This window comes from Bradyrhizobium sp. (assembly GCF_004799445.1).
Lineage (GTDB): Bacteria > Pseudomonadota > Alphaproteobacteria > Rhizobiales > Xanthobacteraceae > Bradyrhizobium.
In genome coordinates this window covers 1-14,401 of the sequence record NZ_SSNA01000056.1, presented here as the reverse complement: position 1 = coordinate 14,401, position 14,401 = coordinate 1, and the positions used below count along the sequence as shown (strand labels likewise).

The window sequence follows — 14,401 nt, the reverse complement described above, 5'->3', positions numbered from 1 at the left end:
CGGAGGGACCCTCCGTATATGCGCCTCACCGCCCGGCGATACCAGGCGGCGACGGAAACGATTCCGGTGGCCACGAGGGTGGCAGCGGCAGCGGTTCCGTTTGACCCTAGCACTGATCGGAGCCCTGCATGAACCACTCCATCAGCCTCACCGTTAACGGGGTGCGGCGCGACATCGAGCTGGATGATCCGCGCGTGACGCTGCTCGACCTGTTGCGTGAGCGCCTGCACCTGACCGGAACCAAAAAGGGATGTGACCGCGGCCAATGCGGCGCGTGCACGATCCTGATCGACGGCCGGCGGATCAATTCCTGCCTCACCCTGGCCGTCAGCCATGACGGCGCCGACATTCTCACCATCGAGGGCGTCGCGCGCGGCGACCAGCTTCATCCGCTGCAGGCCGCCTTCATCGCCCATGACGGCTTGCAGTGCGGGTTCTGCACGCCGGGCCAGATCATGAGCGCGATCGGCCTGATCAATGAAGGGCAGGCGGGCGACGACCCGGAGCGGATACGCGAAGCCATGAGCGGAAATCTCTGCCGCTGCGGGGCCTATTCGGGGATCACCGAAGCCGTGCTCGATGTCCAGAACAGCCTCGCCGAGGCCAACCAAAGGCGCTCCGCATGAAGACCTTCGACTACGTCAGGCCGGCGAGCGTTTCCGACGCCGTCGCGGCCGCCACGGAGCCAGGCGCCGCCTATCTCGCGGCCGGCACCAACCTGCTCGACCTGATGAAGGGCGGCATCACGCGGCCCGACCGTCTGGTCGATATTACGCGCGTGCCGGGGCTTGATCGTATCGAGCCTATGCCGGACGGCGGGCTGCGGATCGGCGCGCTGGTCCGCAACGCCGATCTCGCCCACGACGCGGAATTCGCGCGATCCTATCCGAGCGTGGCCGAGGCGCTATTGTCCGGCGCGTCGGCGCAATTGCGCAATGCCGCGACCGTCGGCGGCAATCTGCTGCAGCGGACGCGATGCGCCTACTTTTATGACACCGCCAGCGCCTGCAACAAACGCGAGCCCGGCTCGGGTTGCGATGCCCGCATCGGCGAGAATCGGCTGCACGCCGTGCTCGGCTGGAGCGATGCCTGCATCGCCACCCATCCGTCGGATTTTGCCGTGCCGCTGGTCGCGCTTGACGCGGTGGTGGAGATCGCGGGCAAGACCGGCCGGCGCGAGGTGGCGCTCGAGGATTTTCACCGCCTGCCGGGGGATACGCCCGAACGCGAAAGCGTCCTTGAGCCGGGCGAACTGCTTGTCGCGTTGCGGCTGCCGGCCGAAGCGCGGGGGTTCTCGGCGCATGCGCGCTATCTCAAGGTCCGCGAACGCACCTCCTACGCCTTCGCCGTGGTCTCGGCTGCGGCTGCCTTGCGGATCGAAAACGGCGCCATCCGCGATGCGCGGCTCGCGCTCGGCGGCGTCGCCGCCAAACCGTGGCGGGCGCGCTCGGCGGAGAAGCTTCTGGAAGGCCAGCGACCTGATGCGGCTTCCTTCCGTCGCGCGGCCGAGGCCGCGCTCGCCGACGCCAAACCCTCGGGCGACAACGAATTCAAGATCGAACTCGCGCAGCGCGTCCTGGTGCGCGCGCTGCTGCTCGCCTTGGCCGGAACACCAAAGCGGGTTCCTGCCCTGCCGGCTTCGCCTTTTTCATCTCCAGCGGGAGCGTTTGCATGACGCCTGAGATCGGCCTTACCCAAACTTCTCGCCATGCCCGGCACGGTTCGAATATCGGGCAGCCGCTGACCCGCCGCGACGGGATTCTGAAGGTCAGGGGTGAAGCGCCCTATGCGGCGGATCAACATCCTGCCGGAATGCTTCACGCGGTGTTGGCGGTGAGCACCATCGCGCGCGGTCGCGTGACGTTTCTTGATGTGAATGCGGCCAAGAGTCACCCCGGCGTCGTCGATGTCATGACACCGGCGCACAAGCCGCCGCTTGCGGAGGATCCCGACGCGAAGACCAACCCCTTCATGTTTCGCATGGAACTGCTGCAGAACGACGCGGTGCGTTATGCCTACCAGCCGATTGCGGTGGTGATCGCCGAGACGCTGGAGGCCGCGACGGAAGGGGCAGCGCTGCTTGCCCCGACATACGAAATCCAGCCCGCCCGCGTCGGGCTCGATTCGAACGACAGCTTCGTGCCACCGGCCGTTGGCGTCGGCCATCCGGCCGTGATCGAGCGCGGCGATGTCGAGGCCGGACTTGCCAGCGCATCGAAGCGCATCGAAGCGATTTACGAGACGCCGGCGCAATACCACAATGCCATGGAGCCGCATGCGATCGTGGCGGCGTGGGACGGTGATGCGCTTTCGATCGATACGCCGACCCAGGGCCTGGCGATGGCGCAGGGGCGGATTGCCGGACTGTTCGGCCTCTCGGCGGACAAGATCCATATCCGCAGCCCGTTCCTCGGCGGCGGCTTCGGCTCCAAGGGCCTGATCTCGGGCCCGCAGATCCTCGGCATCATGGCGGCCCGGCTGGTCGGTAAACCCGTCAAGCTCGTGTTCCGCCGCGAGCAGATGTACGGCCCGGTCGGTCATCGCGCACCGACCCGACAGCGGCTTCGCGTCGGCGCCGACGGCGAGGGCAGGCTGGCCGCGCTCGATCATCACGCCAAGATAACATCGAGCAGCTTCGACGATTTCTTCGAGCCGGCCGCCGACGCGTCGCATACGCTGTATGCAAGCCCCGCCATCCGTTCCTCGCATGAGGCGGTCCGCGTCGACACCGGCACGCCGCTATTCATGCGCGCCCCGGGCGAAGCGACGGGATCGATTGCGCTCGAAAGCGCCATCGACGAAATGGCATCGGCCTGCGGGATCGATCCTCTCGACTTCCGCCTGAAGAATTATGCGGAAGTCGAACCGATTTCCGGCAAGCCGTTCTCCTCGAAAGCCTTGCGTCAATGCTACGCGCAAGGGGCCGAGCGGTTCGGCTGGTCGAAACGTCCGCCTGCGCCGCGACAGATGCGTGACGAGGCCGGCTTCCTGGTCGGCTGGGGCATGGGCACGGCGACGTTTCCGGCGCTGATGTTTCAGGGCGCGGCGCGCGCAGTGGTGCGAAGCGACGGGTCCGGCGTGATGGAAACCGGCGCCCACGACATGGGGCAGGGCGCCTGGACCGCGCTCGCCCAGATCGCGGCCGATGGACTGGGACTGGACCTTGACCGGGTGGAGTTCAGGTCCGGGACCTCGGACCTGCCGGATGCCGGCATTGCCGGCGGCTCGGCCCATACCGCGACCGCGGGCATGGCGATCCATAATGCCGGCGCCGCCGTCATTGCCAAGCTGGCCGATCTCGCCACCAGCGACCAGCGGTCGCCGCTGTTCGGCGCAGGTAACGCCGGCGTCATTGCCCGCGACGGCCGGCTGTTTCGTCGCGACGACGAAACCCGCGGTGACAGCTATGTCGATATCCTCACGCGCGCTGGCCTGACCGAAATCGAAGCCCGCGGCACGGGGACCGCAAACCCTGCGGCGCAAGCCGATTACGCGATGCACGCTCACGGCGCGGTTTTTGTCGAGGTCAAGGTCGATCCCGATCTCGGCCAGGTCCGCGTCACCCGCGCGGTCGGCGCGTTCGCCGCCGGGCGCATCATCAATCCCCGCCTTGTCCGCAGTCAGCTGTTCGGCGGCATGATCTGGGGCGTATCGTTCGCGCTTCACGAAGAAGCCGTGATCGACCGGCGAAGCGGGCGAATCATGAATCCGAACCTTGCCGAATACCATGTGCCGGTCAATGCCGACGTGCCGTCGCTCGATGTCCTCCTGGTCGATGAGCACGATCCTCACGTCAATGCGCTCGGCATCAAGGGCGTCGGCGAAATCGGCGTCACCGGCAGCGCTGGTGCGGTCGCCAACGCGGTCTGGCACGCCACCGGCGTCCGCGTGCGCCGTTTCCCGATCAGGATCGACGATCTCGTGGTGGGCCACCAATAGCGCGTGCAGCGGCGGCTAAGTCCGCCGCTCTGCCGCATCTCCGCAAGTTTTGCGCCAGTCCGTACACGACGGAGGCGTACCGCCGCTTAGCCACATTTATCGGTTGCCCGACACAGTCATTGTCGCAAAGGAACGCTATTGGCGAGGCCAGCGAGTAGGCTAATGTGTCGCGTTCCTGGGGCCGCCGATGAGTACAATTGCAATTGCCGAGAACCGCAGCGCGCATGCGCCGCGTGGAAGTCTCGGGGCCCTGGCGCTCGGCGCGCTTGGGGTGGTCTATGGCGACATCGGCACCAGCCCGCTCTACACGCTGAAGACGGCGCTCGACTGGGGCGGCGGAGCGACGCCTGAAGTAGCCATCGGCATGCTGTCGCTGATCGTGTGGACGCTGTTGATCACCACCTCGATCAAATATGTCGGGGTGGTGATGCGGGCCGACAATGACGGGGAGGGCGGCATCCTGGCGCTGATGTCGCTGCTCGGCATCAAGCATGGCGATCGGCCCGTCGTCATCGCGATCGGCGTGTTCGGCGCCGCGTTGCTCTATGGCGATGGCGCGATCACGCCGGCGATCTCGGTGTTGAGCGCGATCGAGGGCCTCAAACTGCCGGTGCCGGAGATCGCGCCCTATGTGGTGCCGCTTTCGGTGGCCGTGCTGGTCGCGATCTTCGCCCTGCAGCCACAGGGCAGCGCGCGAATCGGAAAACTGTTCGGGCCGATCATGACCGTGTGGTTCATCGCGATCGGCGCGCTCGGCCTCGGTGGCGTAATGACCCATCCCGGCGTGCTGGTGGCGCTCGATCCGCGCTATGGCTTTGGCTATCTGTTCACCCACGGCTTGACCGGCTTCCTGGTTCTCGGCGCGGTGTTCCTGTGTGCCACCGGCGCTGAAGCGCTCTATGCCGATATGGGCCATTTCGGGGCCCGTCCGATCCGCATCGGTTGGTACGGGCTCGTCCTTCCCATGCTGGTGCTCAACTATGCGGGACAGGCGGCCGCAGTCGTTGAAGGCGCGGTTCCCGCTGAGGTCAATCCATTCTTTGTGCTGTGCCCGGCGCCGCTCCAGGTGCCGCTGGTCTTGCTTGCCACGCTGGCCACCATCATCGCCAGCCAGGCCATCATCAGCGGGGCATTTTCAATGACACGGCAGGCGATCCAGCTCGGATTATGTCCGCGCCTGCACATCACGCAGACCTCGGAGCAGGGTTACGGCCAGATCTATGTGGGTTCGGTCAACTGGGTGCTGATGACCATGACGCTCGGGCTCACGCTGGCGTTTCGCTCTTCCGACAATCTTGCAGCGGCGTTCGGGGTTGCGGTTTCGCTGACCATGTTGCTGACCTCGGTGCTGATGTTCCTGGTGATGCGCGAGATCTGGAACTGGAAGCCGCCGACGAGCCTGGTGGTTGCCGGGCTCTTCATCGTCGTCGATCTCTCCTTCGTCGCCGCCAACCTGATGAAGGTTTTCGAGGGCGGGTTCGTCCCTCTGGTCGTCGCTGCCGTGATCTTTTTTCTGATCTGGACCTGGCGGCGCGGTCGCGCACTCATGATGCAAACGCTGGAGCGCGACACCTTGCCGTTGGCCTCCTTCATCAAACAGATTCACGGCAAGTCGCGCGTGCCGGGCACGGCGGTCTACATGACCAGCCGCACCGATGTGGTGCCGGTTCCCCTGTTGCACAATCTCAAGCATAACAAGGTCATCCATCAGCGCATCGTGCTGCTGCATGTGGTGACCGGGAACGCCCCCTACATCGCCGCCGATCAGCGTATCCAGGTCACCCATCTGCTGGACGATTTTCATTCGGTGGTCATTCACTATGGCTTCATGGAGCAGCCGGACATCCCGCAGGCGCTCGAGGCCTGCGGCTCGGAGCAACTGCGGTTCGATTTGATGGATACCTCGTTCTTCGTCGGCCGGCTGACGATCGTTCCCGCTGCGGCGCCGCGCATGAGCCGGATCAGAATCAGGCTGTTCGAGGCGATGCATCGCAACGCGCTCGCGGCGACCGAATTCTTCCGCATCCCGCCCAACCGCGTGATCGAGCTCGGCGGCCAGATCGAGCTCTAGCTGCGGATGATGTTGTCGGCCAGCCGCGCCACCGTCATTTGCGCATTCCCCGCAAGTTCCGCTTCGCTTCGGGATTGCCCAGCGCCGCCGCCTTCTCGAACCACTGCCGGGCGACCCTGGCGTCGCGGCGGACGCCGTCGCCTTCATTGTAGATGGCCCCCAGTCCGTTCATGCAGGCGGCGCAGCCCATTGCAGCACCTTGTTCGAACAGGTGGCGCGCTTCGCCGTAATCGCGGGCAACGCCTTTGCCGTATAGATAGAGCAGACCAAGATTGTTCATGCCTGCCGGCACGCCAGCCCTGGCGGCCGCCTCGTATAACCGAACGGCCTCGCCATAATCCCTGGCCACGCCGTGGCCGGTTTCATGCTGCCAGCCGAGATCGACCATCGCGATCGGTTCGCCTGCCGCCACGGCCTTGCTGTACCAACGCACCGCCTCGGCGTAATTCCTGGCAACACCGTCGCCGCCCTCGTAAAGGGCGCCGATGTTGTTCATCGCCATCGCGTAGCCGGCGTCGGCGGCTTTTTCGAACAGCCGCTTTGCCCCGGCAAAGTCCTTCCGCGCGTTGGCCACGCGCCCCGCCTCGAACGTCAATCTCGCCACATCGGGATATTGCGCGATCGCGTCGTTGCAGGCCGCTGCCGCCGCCGCGACATCGATCTTGTCGAGCTCGACGCCCGGCAGGTTCGGCGCGCGTCCGGTGTCGTAGGGCATTCCGGCCAGCCGGTCGCAATCGGTGATGAGATCGCGGCGCAACGAATCGCCCGGCGGCGAGAGCCGCGCTTCGACGACGGGGGTCTCGGGCGCAGGCCTCCCGGCGAAATAGAAATTGCCGCTGATCGGGGAGGAGGACACCCACGGCAATTGCTGGCCCTGGGTCGACTTCTCCACGGCAAGGCCGACTTCGTTGAAGGTCTTGAACAGGCCATAACCGGGCCGCTGGACCGTCGCCGCCAGCGCTTTGGTATACGGACTGTGGCCGTCATCGCCGTCGAGCGCGACGCTGCGCGGCTGGGTCGCAAACGAAATCAGTGTTCCCGGCGGCGCCTGCATTTGGGCAAGACCGCCCGATGTCGAACGCGCCCCGTCGTCTCTGAAGGGAGTGTCGCGGCAGGCGTCGAGCAGCATCAGGTTGATCCGCGTGCCCGATTTCTCCATCTGATCGAGAATACCCGCGGTGCCGATGGCCTGCGCAAAGATGTCGGCGTCGCTGGCCGGATGGGCGTCGACCGGAATCAGATAGTTGAGGCCGTATGTCTCCACGCCGTGGCCGGCATAGTAGAACAGCGCGAGGTCGGCGCCGACCAGCTCCTTGCCAAATTCGCGAAGTACGTTGTCGAAGCCTGCTCTGTCGAGATCAAGCTGGGCGCCGCCGCCGACCACGAAGAAGCCGAGCGACAACAGCGTGTCCGACATCAGCCTGGCGTCGCCGGCGGGATTCGGAAGCGCCGGCACGGCGCGGTAGGCCGAATTGCCGATCACCAGCGCCACGCGTTTTTCGGCGTGGGCCGCGGAGTTGATGCCGGCGCAGATCAACAACGCCGCGAAAATCGATCGCGATAGGGTGCCGATCCGGCCAGCCATGACAGCGCGCTCCGCCAACAGGACCAATTCCCGCTGCCTGTTGGTCTCGTCGGAGCTGCCCTTGGTTCGATGGTCGTGCTTGTTAAAGCCGGTTGATGTCGGGCGAGGGCACGCCGGAAGTTGCCGTGCGGTCGCGCAATTCGATCAAGGGTGCCGGCTAGGCCGGCTGCTTAAGCCGGCTCTGCCGCCGCGAATATGGGGCGCCCAGGGTTCGTTTCGGCGAGTTCGCGCCGCTCGCGCCGAACCACCAGCCTGAAGATGCTCAGGCATTGCGGGCATTCGTAGCTCAGCATGTCGTGCCGGTTTTTGACCGGCGCAATGTCGGTCAGCTTCCTCTCGACGTCGCACGCGATGCAAATGGGTTCAGCGTACATGGCGGCTGATCCTTTCTGGTGACCGTGGTCGGGTGCCCGACCCTAGGGCCAGTGGTTGGCGCGCCGGTTAATTTGCGGAGCCGTACGAATACGGAGGTGCATGCCGCGGCACCCGAGTGGGTTTCGTGCCGCGGGGCAGGACGGTTGGCCGGGTCGACCGGCACGGTGTCAGCCATTCCGAACGCTGGTATAACTCCGCGAGGCAATCCAGCCGGCCAGGCCGCAACGTCCACTGGATTTCTTGGTCGCAAGTGCTCCCTGCCGCGGCGAACCTGCCGCCGGCTCACAGCTTCCAGTTCAGTCCGGCGCGCGCGATATGAAGCCCGATGGTTCCGGTGGAGAGCGAGCCCCGTGTCGTGTCCGTGAAGAAGAACGGTTCCACCGCTACTGTCCGGTAGGCAACCGTCACGCCGCTATACTGCGTATAGAGATATTCCGTCTTCAGGCTGAGGTTGTCGATAATCGGGACCTCGAACCCGCCACCCACGGTCCAGCCGATCTTGGTTGCCGATCCGGAACCGCTGGTGTTCGAGGTGTACGGGCCCATTAAATTGTCCGTCGTGCCGCCCGAAATGCTGGCGCTGATGCCGGTATAGGCGACGCCGCCGGTGACGTAGGCCAGCAAGCGGTCGAACACCTGATAACCCAGCCGCAGTCGTGTGGTCCCGAACCAGTGCTGGCCGATCGCCAGACCCGAGTTTCCCGAGAACACGCCCCCCGAAGGATCGGTGTACCCTCGGGGCCGATGGCATTCCCGACTTCAGGTTCGCGCAAGCGGGACGACGAGGTGTCGCTCTATGCGTTCCGACCTCATGCCCTTTGACGATCTGCGCGCGTCCCCATTGAGCCCGCGCAAGACCAACCTGGCGCGGCCACTGGCTCGGTGGTCAGGTCGCCAGTTCAATCACTGTTGAGTCGAGCGAGCCCATAAACTAAGGTTCGATTTCTCATTATCGCCCTCAAACGTCGAAAGAATGTCCGTGAAAGGCAGTGATAGAAAGGGTTCACGCGTTCGATCCTTTTGGTTGACCGCGGCGATATTTGTCACCGGCCTAGGTCACGCACTTGGTCAATCCGGACCGCTGGTAGGAGCCGCGGCATTCGGTGATTGGCACTCCGATAAGCCAGGCTTGAGCCGGATTATAAAACCTGACGATTTGCCGAAACCTGGAGCAACGCCCTCGGTCGCCAATTTTCCTCATGTGGTATCGCGAGTCTCTGATGCCGTCCCGCAGGTCCCGCCCGGCTTCAAAGTCGAGTTATTCGCCGAGGGGCTGACCGGACCGCGCGAGATGCGGGTAGCGCCTAATGGTGACATTTTCGTCGCGGAAACTCACGCGGGTAGGATCCGTGTCTTGAGAGCTGCCGATGGAAATTCAAAACCTTCCATAAATGAGATTTTCGCAAGCGGACTTGACCAACCCTTCGGCATTGCCTTTTTCCCCAGTGGGGATAACCCTCAATGGGTTTACGTCGCCAATACGGACAGTATCGTTCGCTTTTCTTATGCTGTGGGCGATACCAAGGCCTCGCGAAAACCTGACATCGTTGCTGGGCTACCGAGTGGAGGAAGTCACACGACGAGAAACCTGGTCTTCACGCCCGACAACAAGCGGATGCTGGTATCGGTTGGTTCCAGAACCAATGACGCGGAGGGCATAGTAACCTTCGAACTCGTGAGGGGTGGTCTCTCTCGGACAGTCAGCATCAATGTGGCGGTGCCTAACAACACGATATTTGGATGCGCGCGCCTTGCGGCAAATCTATACAGTTGCGCCGCGGGTGAGTTCGGACCGGAGCCCAGCCTTGGCTGTGACGACAACTCGATAACTAATCAATATTGTATCTACAGTTGATCGACAAAAGCGTTCTCACCATCAAATGACACGGCGAAGCCTGTCGCTAGAACGAGTCCCCTCACCCAGGGCGAGGCAGAGCTTGTTTGCACTCGATTCAACTTATCAAGGACCGCGCATTTCTGGGTCGTGAATTCGAACACAAATAGCCCTAGTAAATGCAACCTAAAAGTGCTAACTTAAGAAGAGCTGGTGCGTCCATGATGAAAGCGAACCGTCATTTTTCTTTTGTCTCTTAGAGACAACGATGGGGCGCGCCAATTTTATGGACTTTTTCGAACCCAATGATTCAATCGATACTATAATCAATGGCCTACAGGGCGCGGTTTGACCTTGTCCGCGACGCAGCATTTGTCCTTTAACCACGAGCCAACTCTAATGGAGAGGTTACATGCGCTCTTTGCTGCTTGCAGTCTTGGCGTTGATCGGAGCGTTCATCCCACAAAACGCGGACGCTCAGGCATCAGGTCAACAGCAGGTCCAGGAAATCATCAGTCAAATTAAGAAGAAAGCCGCGCTCAAGTTCACTGCGACAACCGCCCAAGATGTCGTTGATGCGGCGCAGTATGGACTGCAAAAAATTTCAACTTTGAATCTCGCTGCAGCGGTAAGCGAGGATGCCGTCAACCGGATATTAGCTGCTCAACTCGCCAAAGACATTTCGGGGCTGAAAAGCGCAAAGCTTACGTTAAGCGACCAGTCGATCCGAGGCTTGCTTGATTATGCCGGTCCTCTCTCCATGGGAGCGCTTGGCACGATCAACATAAAAGCACAAATCCGGGTCCAGTTGGCTACCGCGGTAGAGCTCAATGACGAGAAATCGCCTGCAGATTTTCGTTTGGCTTTCCTCGTAAGTGATCTTCAAATTGAGGATTTAACGATTTCAAAAGGCGGACAACCGCTACCAGGGCCTGTAAACGAGATCGCCGACGCGATCATTAACGGCTTACTTGTTCCTTTGCAGAGCCTATTAAACAGAACGGAGCTTCACCTTCCTACAACTGTCTCCGCGACCGTCCAACTTAAGCCTAAGGAACAGCGCGGCATCACAGTTGCTTTCGACAAGAGCGTCATATCGTCCAGGCTTGTTGTTGCATCTCTATCTCACATCATCGATGGACACTTCGTTGTTGTGGTGGCCCAAATTGGGGGGAGCGCGAACGCTGTCCCCGTCAAACCCAAGAACGTAAAATTTCAAGACTTTCGCACTGAGGTCAATCAAAAACTGGCGGCGACCGGCGCAGATTGGATGCGTCGGGGTCATTTTGCAGCGTACGTTGATCGTGGTCTAATTCGGCAGCTTGCCGCTCAAATGCTGAGTTCGGGCCCGCTTTGTATGAATGGAAAAATGAAAGATCTTTCCATTCACGTCGATACCAGGCTTCGACTGCCGCCAGTCGAAAAAATCGATTGCACTCCTACTCGCGATTGTTCCGACAAGCGCGAGTGCGCACAACGCCAAGACTGTGCACAACACGCAGAATGTAATCGCTGCTTAGTTTCTGTGTTTGGACATTGCAAGGTCCGCGGAAACGATCCTGGATGTGAACTAGGCAAAGAACACAGAAGGCTTCAATGCGAGGCGCAGAAACCCCTTCTTAAGGCGAAATGTGAAGCAGATAAGGACGCCGCCAACAAACTTTGCGAACTAAAGAAGACCGCTGATAAGGGTGCGTGCGAGAGCTACAAGGAGGGTTACAAGAGATGGCGCGCTGCGGGGCCCAATTTTGGCAACATCGAAACTACTCGCGATTTGCTATTTAACGGCACTGCTCGTGCCTGCATAACGAACATTGCGCTTGACGATAAAGATCTTAAGCTCAAGGCAACGCTGACCGCCGAGTCGAGCGCCCATGTGGATGGAAAGATCAAGTTCATCCCCCTCAACGCTACCGGCCACACGTTTTGTGTTGCACCGTATGAGAAGAGTCTGTCTCAAGACGCGAGCGTACCATCCCAATCAGTAGGTATTGACACTTCGGCGCAGTTTAGTGACGGATCGTCAAAGGCAACAATTCAAGCGACGTTTTCGAACTCCATTCGAATCGTGTTTCCTTTCAGATCCATCTTTCTAAAATTCGCGACTGACCCTGCTTTCATCATGACGTGCCCTATTCTGGAAACGGGCATACTTCTCCGGCTCGCTACGCCTGACGACTGGTGGCCGGAGCTCACTCGCGGAAATATCGATCAAGAATTGCCAGGGCTAAATCTCGATCTTGATCTTGTGCAAAAGCCCGCCAGGGCAGGGGATTTTGCAATTTCTGGTCAGCTAAGGCGAAATCCAAACGGAATCGGCGGCACATTCACCTTGTCAAAAATGGGATCAGCGCCGTGAACCAAGATGGTGTTACGCAAAACAAGTTACGTAAGATTGGGTCCTTCTTCCTTTGGTTGGGCCTGATGTCAATCATTCCGACGGTCAGTGCTGTTGCTCAGACTAAGCACTGGTACTGCGTCGTCAGACACGAGGGGCTCGGACCGCGGTGCGAAACGTGCTGGTCATATCTCGGCGGTGAAGGGGGCCGCGTATCATGTGGGGTAATTGTCGGGCCTGGTTCGGTAAGATACGGCCGATGCGACGAAAAGCGAAATCGTCCGCCTTGCTAAATTGACTAGCTGCAGGACGAAACGGGAAGAACTTGGCCTATATATAGCGATCCAGAAGCCTGCTTTAACGGGTGGTTCAAGGCATTGGTAGACTGTAAGCGTCGTTTTCAGGCCACGGCTATGAGGTCCTGCTTTCGATAGGCCCATGGCAGCAGCTGATCGATGTCGCTGTTTGGGTGCCCGTTGACGATCCTGGTGAGGACGTCGGTTAGATACGCGAGCGGGTCGACGTCGTTGAGTTTGCAAGTCTCGATGAGCGAAGCGACGGTTGCCCAATGCTCGGCGCCGCCGTCCGACCCTGCGAACAGAGCATTTTTCCGGTTAAGCGCGATGGGTCTGATGGAGCGTTCGACGGTGTTGTTGTCGAGCTCGATGCGGCCATCGTCGATGAAGCGCGTCAGACCTTCCCAGCGCGACAAGGCGTACCGGATTGCTTCGGCGAGCTTGCTCTTCTGACTGATCAGACCAAGTTTTGCCCGCAGCCACGGTTCAAGGGCATCGACAAGCGGCTGGCTTTTCTGCTGCCGGACGGTGCGACGTTCATCGGCGCCGCGGCCACGGATGTCTTTCTCAATGGCATAAAGCGCGGCAATGTGTTCGAGCGCTTCGCTGGCAATCGGCGACGGACCGGGAGTTGCCAGTTCATAGAAGCCACGCCGAACATGCGACCACCAAAACGCCAGCCGGACGTCGCCGCCCTCGGCCAGCTTACGGTAGCCTAACAGGCTACAATAGTCGTCTACATATCGACATAGAGGCCGACGATGTCTTTGAGTTTCTCGGCGAACTTCGGGTCGTTCGACAGCTTGAACGTGCGGATGCGATGCGGCGCGAGTTGGTGGGCTTCGAGAATGCGTTGCACCGAACGCAGGCTTACCCCTGCGGCTTTCGCCAGCATCCGGCCGGTCCAGTGGGTTGTTTCTCCCGGCGGCGGCCCGAGCGCCAGGTCGACCACTCTCTGCACGGTGCCGGTCGGCAGCGGTGGTTTGCCGGGCTTGCGCGTCTTGTCGCGCGTCAGCCCTTCGACGCCCTCCGCCATGAACCGGGCCTGCCATCTCCACACCACGGGCTTGGATTTGCCCGAGCGGCGCATGATTTCGGCGGTGCCACAGCCCTCGGCAGTGGCAAGAATGATGTTGGCCCGCCACACATGCTTCTGAGGCGCGCCGCGATCCGAGACGATCGCCTCAAGTCGATGGCGGTCCGCCCGGGTGACCTTTACGATAATTCCTGCTCTCATGCCGAGAGCCTGAACTGCTTCGGTCGATTTGGGAATCGTCCGAATGAATCAGACCAATAGCTTCATCGCCGCTCGCGTCGTTATCCCGTGTCGAAATGTAATAGCTCGATGAGACGCGTGGCTTTATCTGAGCGTGCAAGTGATATTCTTCGTCGCGTGACTTTTGCTTTGCCAATTTTTGCCTCGCCGTCATTTCGTCTGCCTCCCCTCTGACACGCCTTCCGAAGCTTCTCTTAAGTTCGGTGTGACCTTTACCGTCCAAATGGTCCCGTTAGTTTCGTCATGCATCGACCCGGCCGGGCCTCAGTTTAACCGGCCGTGGCGACGTATTCTTTAACTTCGAGCAACTAAAGCCCGGGCAAAATCATCGGATCAAGCTCACATGCCACGCCGCGGGAATGGGTTCGCCTCCTGACCGGGCCGGCGTCTATACCGATTGCGCGCCGGAAAAAATTTGTTCAAGATAGCGAAAAGCTGTCGCATCTCAACCGCTCACGGGGTTTCGATGAAAATTTATCTGGCAGGCCCGTTGTTTACGGCGGCCGAACTTGCCTTCAACAAAAATTTGGCCACCTCCCTCAGTGAGGCAGGTCATGATGTTTTTCTCCCGCAAGAGCAATCTTCCGGCGAACGCAAAGCCCTTTCTATTCTTAGATCGTTGTTAGAAGCCATTGAGCTTTGCGATGTTGTAATCGCTAACATGGATGGCCCTGATCCAGATTCGGG

The 14,401-nt window shown here is 61.0% G+C and carries 9 protein-coding genes and 3 pseudogenes; 7 read left to right on the top strand and 5 right to left on the bottom strand.

Annotated elements, in window-relative coordinates:
- The first annotated feature begins 128 nt into the window (after positions 1-128).
- From E8A46_RS06845 to E8A46_RS06830, 4 genes are all read left to right on the top strand, one after another.
- Positions 129-626: a 2Fe-2S iron-sulfur cluster-binding protein gene (locus E8A46_RS06845; protein WP_291559034.1), complete on the top strand. Its 498-nt coding sequence runs from the start codon at positions 129-131 to the stop codon at positions 624-626.
- Positions 623-1,675: a xanthine dehydrogenase family protein subunit M gene (locus E8A46_RS06840; protein ID WP_291559033.1), complete on the top strand. Its 1,053-nt coding sequence runs from the start codon at positions 623-625 to the stop codon at positions 1,673-1,675. The genes E8A46_RS06845 and E8A46_RS06840 overlap by 4 nt, the downstream gene beginning before the upstream one ends.
- Positions 1,672-3,939: a xanthine dehydrogenase family protein molybdopterin-binding subunit gene (locus E8A46_RS06835; protein ID WP_291559032.1), complete on the top strand. Its 2,268-nt coding sequence runs from the start codon at positions 1,672-1,674 to the stop codon at positions 3,937-3,939. Before E8A46_RS06840 ends, E8A46_RS06835 begins: the two co-directional genes overlap by 4 nt.
- Positions 3,940-4,126: 187 nt before the next feature.
- Positions 4,127-6,010 (top strand): potassium transporter Kup, encoded by a 1,884-nt coding sequence (locus E8A46_RS06830; protein WP_291559031.1) that lies wholly within the window; start codon positions 4,127-4,129, stop codon positions 6,008-6,010.
- A gap of 34 nt (positions 6,011-6,044) precedes the next feature.
- On the opposite strand, the gene E8A46_RS06825 is transcribed toward E8A46_RS06830, so the two are convergent.
- The 3 genes from E8A46_RS06825 to E8A46_RS06815 all read right to left on the bottom strand — a co-directional run bounded on the left by E8A46_RS06825 (position 6,045) and on the right by E8A46_RS06815 (position 8,681).
- On the bottom strand, positions 6,045-7,595 hold the full coding sequence (locus tag E8A46_RS06825; protein ID WP_291559030.1) for a caspase family protein: 1,551 nt from the start codon (positions 7,593-7,595) through the stop codon (positions 6,045-6,047).
- A gap of 170 nt (positions 7,596-7,765) precedes the next feature.
- Complete coding sequence (locus tag E8A46_RS06820; protein ID WP_291559029.1) at positions 7,766-7,969, bottom strand: hypothetical protein; 204 nt, start codon at positions 7,967-7,969, stop codon at positions 7,766-7,768.
- 283 nt (positions 7,970-8,252) lie between these two features.
- Positions 8,253-8,681, bottom strand: a complete 429-nt coding sequence (locus E8A46_RS06815) for an outer membrane beta-barrel protein (RefSeq protein WP_291559028.1) — start codon at positions 8,679-8,681, stop codon at positions 8,253-8,255.
- Between the two features lie 262 nt (positions 8,682-8,943).
- On the opposite strand from E8A46_RS06815, the pseudogene E8A46_RS06810 reads away from it, so the two are divergent.
- Positions 8,944-9,636, top strand: a pseudogene (locus E8A46_RS06810) (sorbosone dehydrogenase family protein); the annotation flags it as partial.
- A gap of 580 nt (positions 9,637-10,216) precedes the next feature.
- Positions 10,217-12,163, top strand: coding sequence for a hypothetical protein (locus tag E8A46_RS06805; RefSeq protein WP_291559027.1), 1,947 nt, complete (start codon positions 10,217-10,219; stop codon positions 12,161-12,163).
- A 379-nt stretch (positions 12,164-12,542) separates the two neighbouring features.
- Here the strand turns inward: E8A46_RS06805 and E8A46_RS06800 are convergent.
- Together E8A46_RS06800 and E8A46_RS06795 are read right to left on the bottom strand one after the other, a co-directional pair.
- Positions 12,543-13,154 (bottom strand): annotated as a pseudogene (locus E8A46_RS06800) (IS66 family transposase); the annotation flags it as partial.
- 26 nt (positions 13,155-13,180) lie between these two features.
- Positions 13,181-13,675: pseudogene (locus tag E8A46_RS06795) on the bottom strand (helix-turn-helix domain-containing protein); the annotation flags it as partial.
- Between the two features lie 505 nt (positions 13,676-14,180).
- Here E8A46_RS06795 and E8A46_RS06790 point away from each other — a divergent pair.
- Positions 14,181-14,401, top strand: a 221-nt coding sequence (locus E8A46_RS06790; RefSeq protein WP_291559025.1) for a nucleoside 2-deoxyribosyltransferase, incomplete at its 3' end; no start/stop codon positions are given.

What these genes read in the sequence shown, in the direction of transcription:
- E8A46_RS06845 (WP_291559034.1), top strand. Translation starts at nt 129, where the DNA reads ATGAACCACTCCATCAGCCTCACCGTTAACGGGGTGCGGCGCGACATC.
- E8A46_RS06840 (WP_291559033.1), top strand. Translation starts at nt 623, where the DNA reads ATGAAGACCTTCGACTACGTCAGGCCGGCGAGCGTTTCCGACGCCGTC.
- E8A46_RS06835 (WP_291559032.1), top strand. Translation starts at nt 1,672, where the DNA reads ATGACGCCTGAGATCGGCCTTACCCAAACTTCTCGCCATGCCCGGCAC.
- E8A46_RS06830 (WP_291559031.1), top strand. Translation starts at nt 4,127, where the DNA reads ATGAGTACAATTGCAATTGCCGAGAACCGCAGCGCGCATGCGCCGCGT.
- E8A46_RS06825 (WP_291559030.1), bottom strand. Translation starts at nt 7,595, where the DNA reads ATGGCTGGCCGGATCGGCACCCTATCGCGATCGATTTTCGCGGCGTTG.
- E8A46_RS06820 (WP_291559029.1), bottom strand. Translation starts at nt 7,969, where the DNA reads ATGTACGCTGAACCCATTTGCATCGCGTGCGACGTCGAGAGGAAGCTG.
- E8A46_RS06805 (WP_291559027.1), top strand. Translation starts at nt 10,217, where the DNA reads ATGCGCTCTTTGCTGCTTGCAGTCTTGGCGTTGATCGGAGCGTTCATC.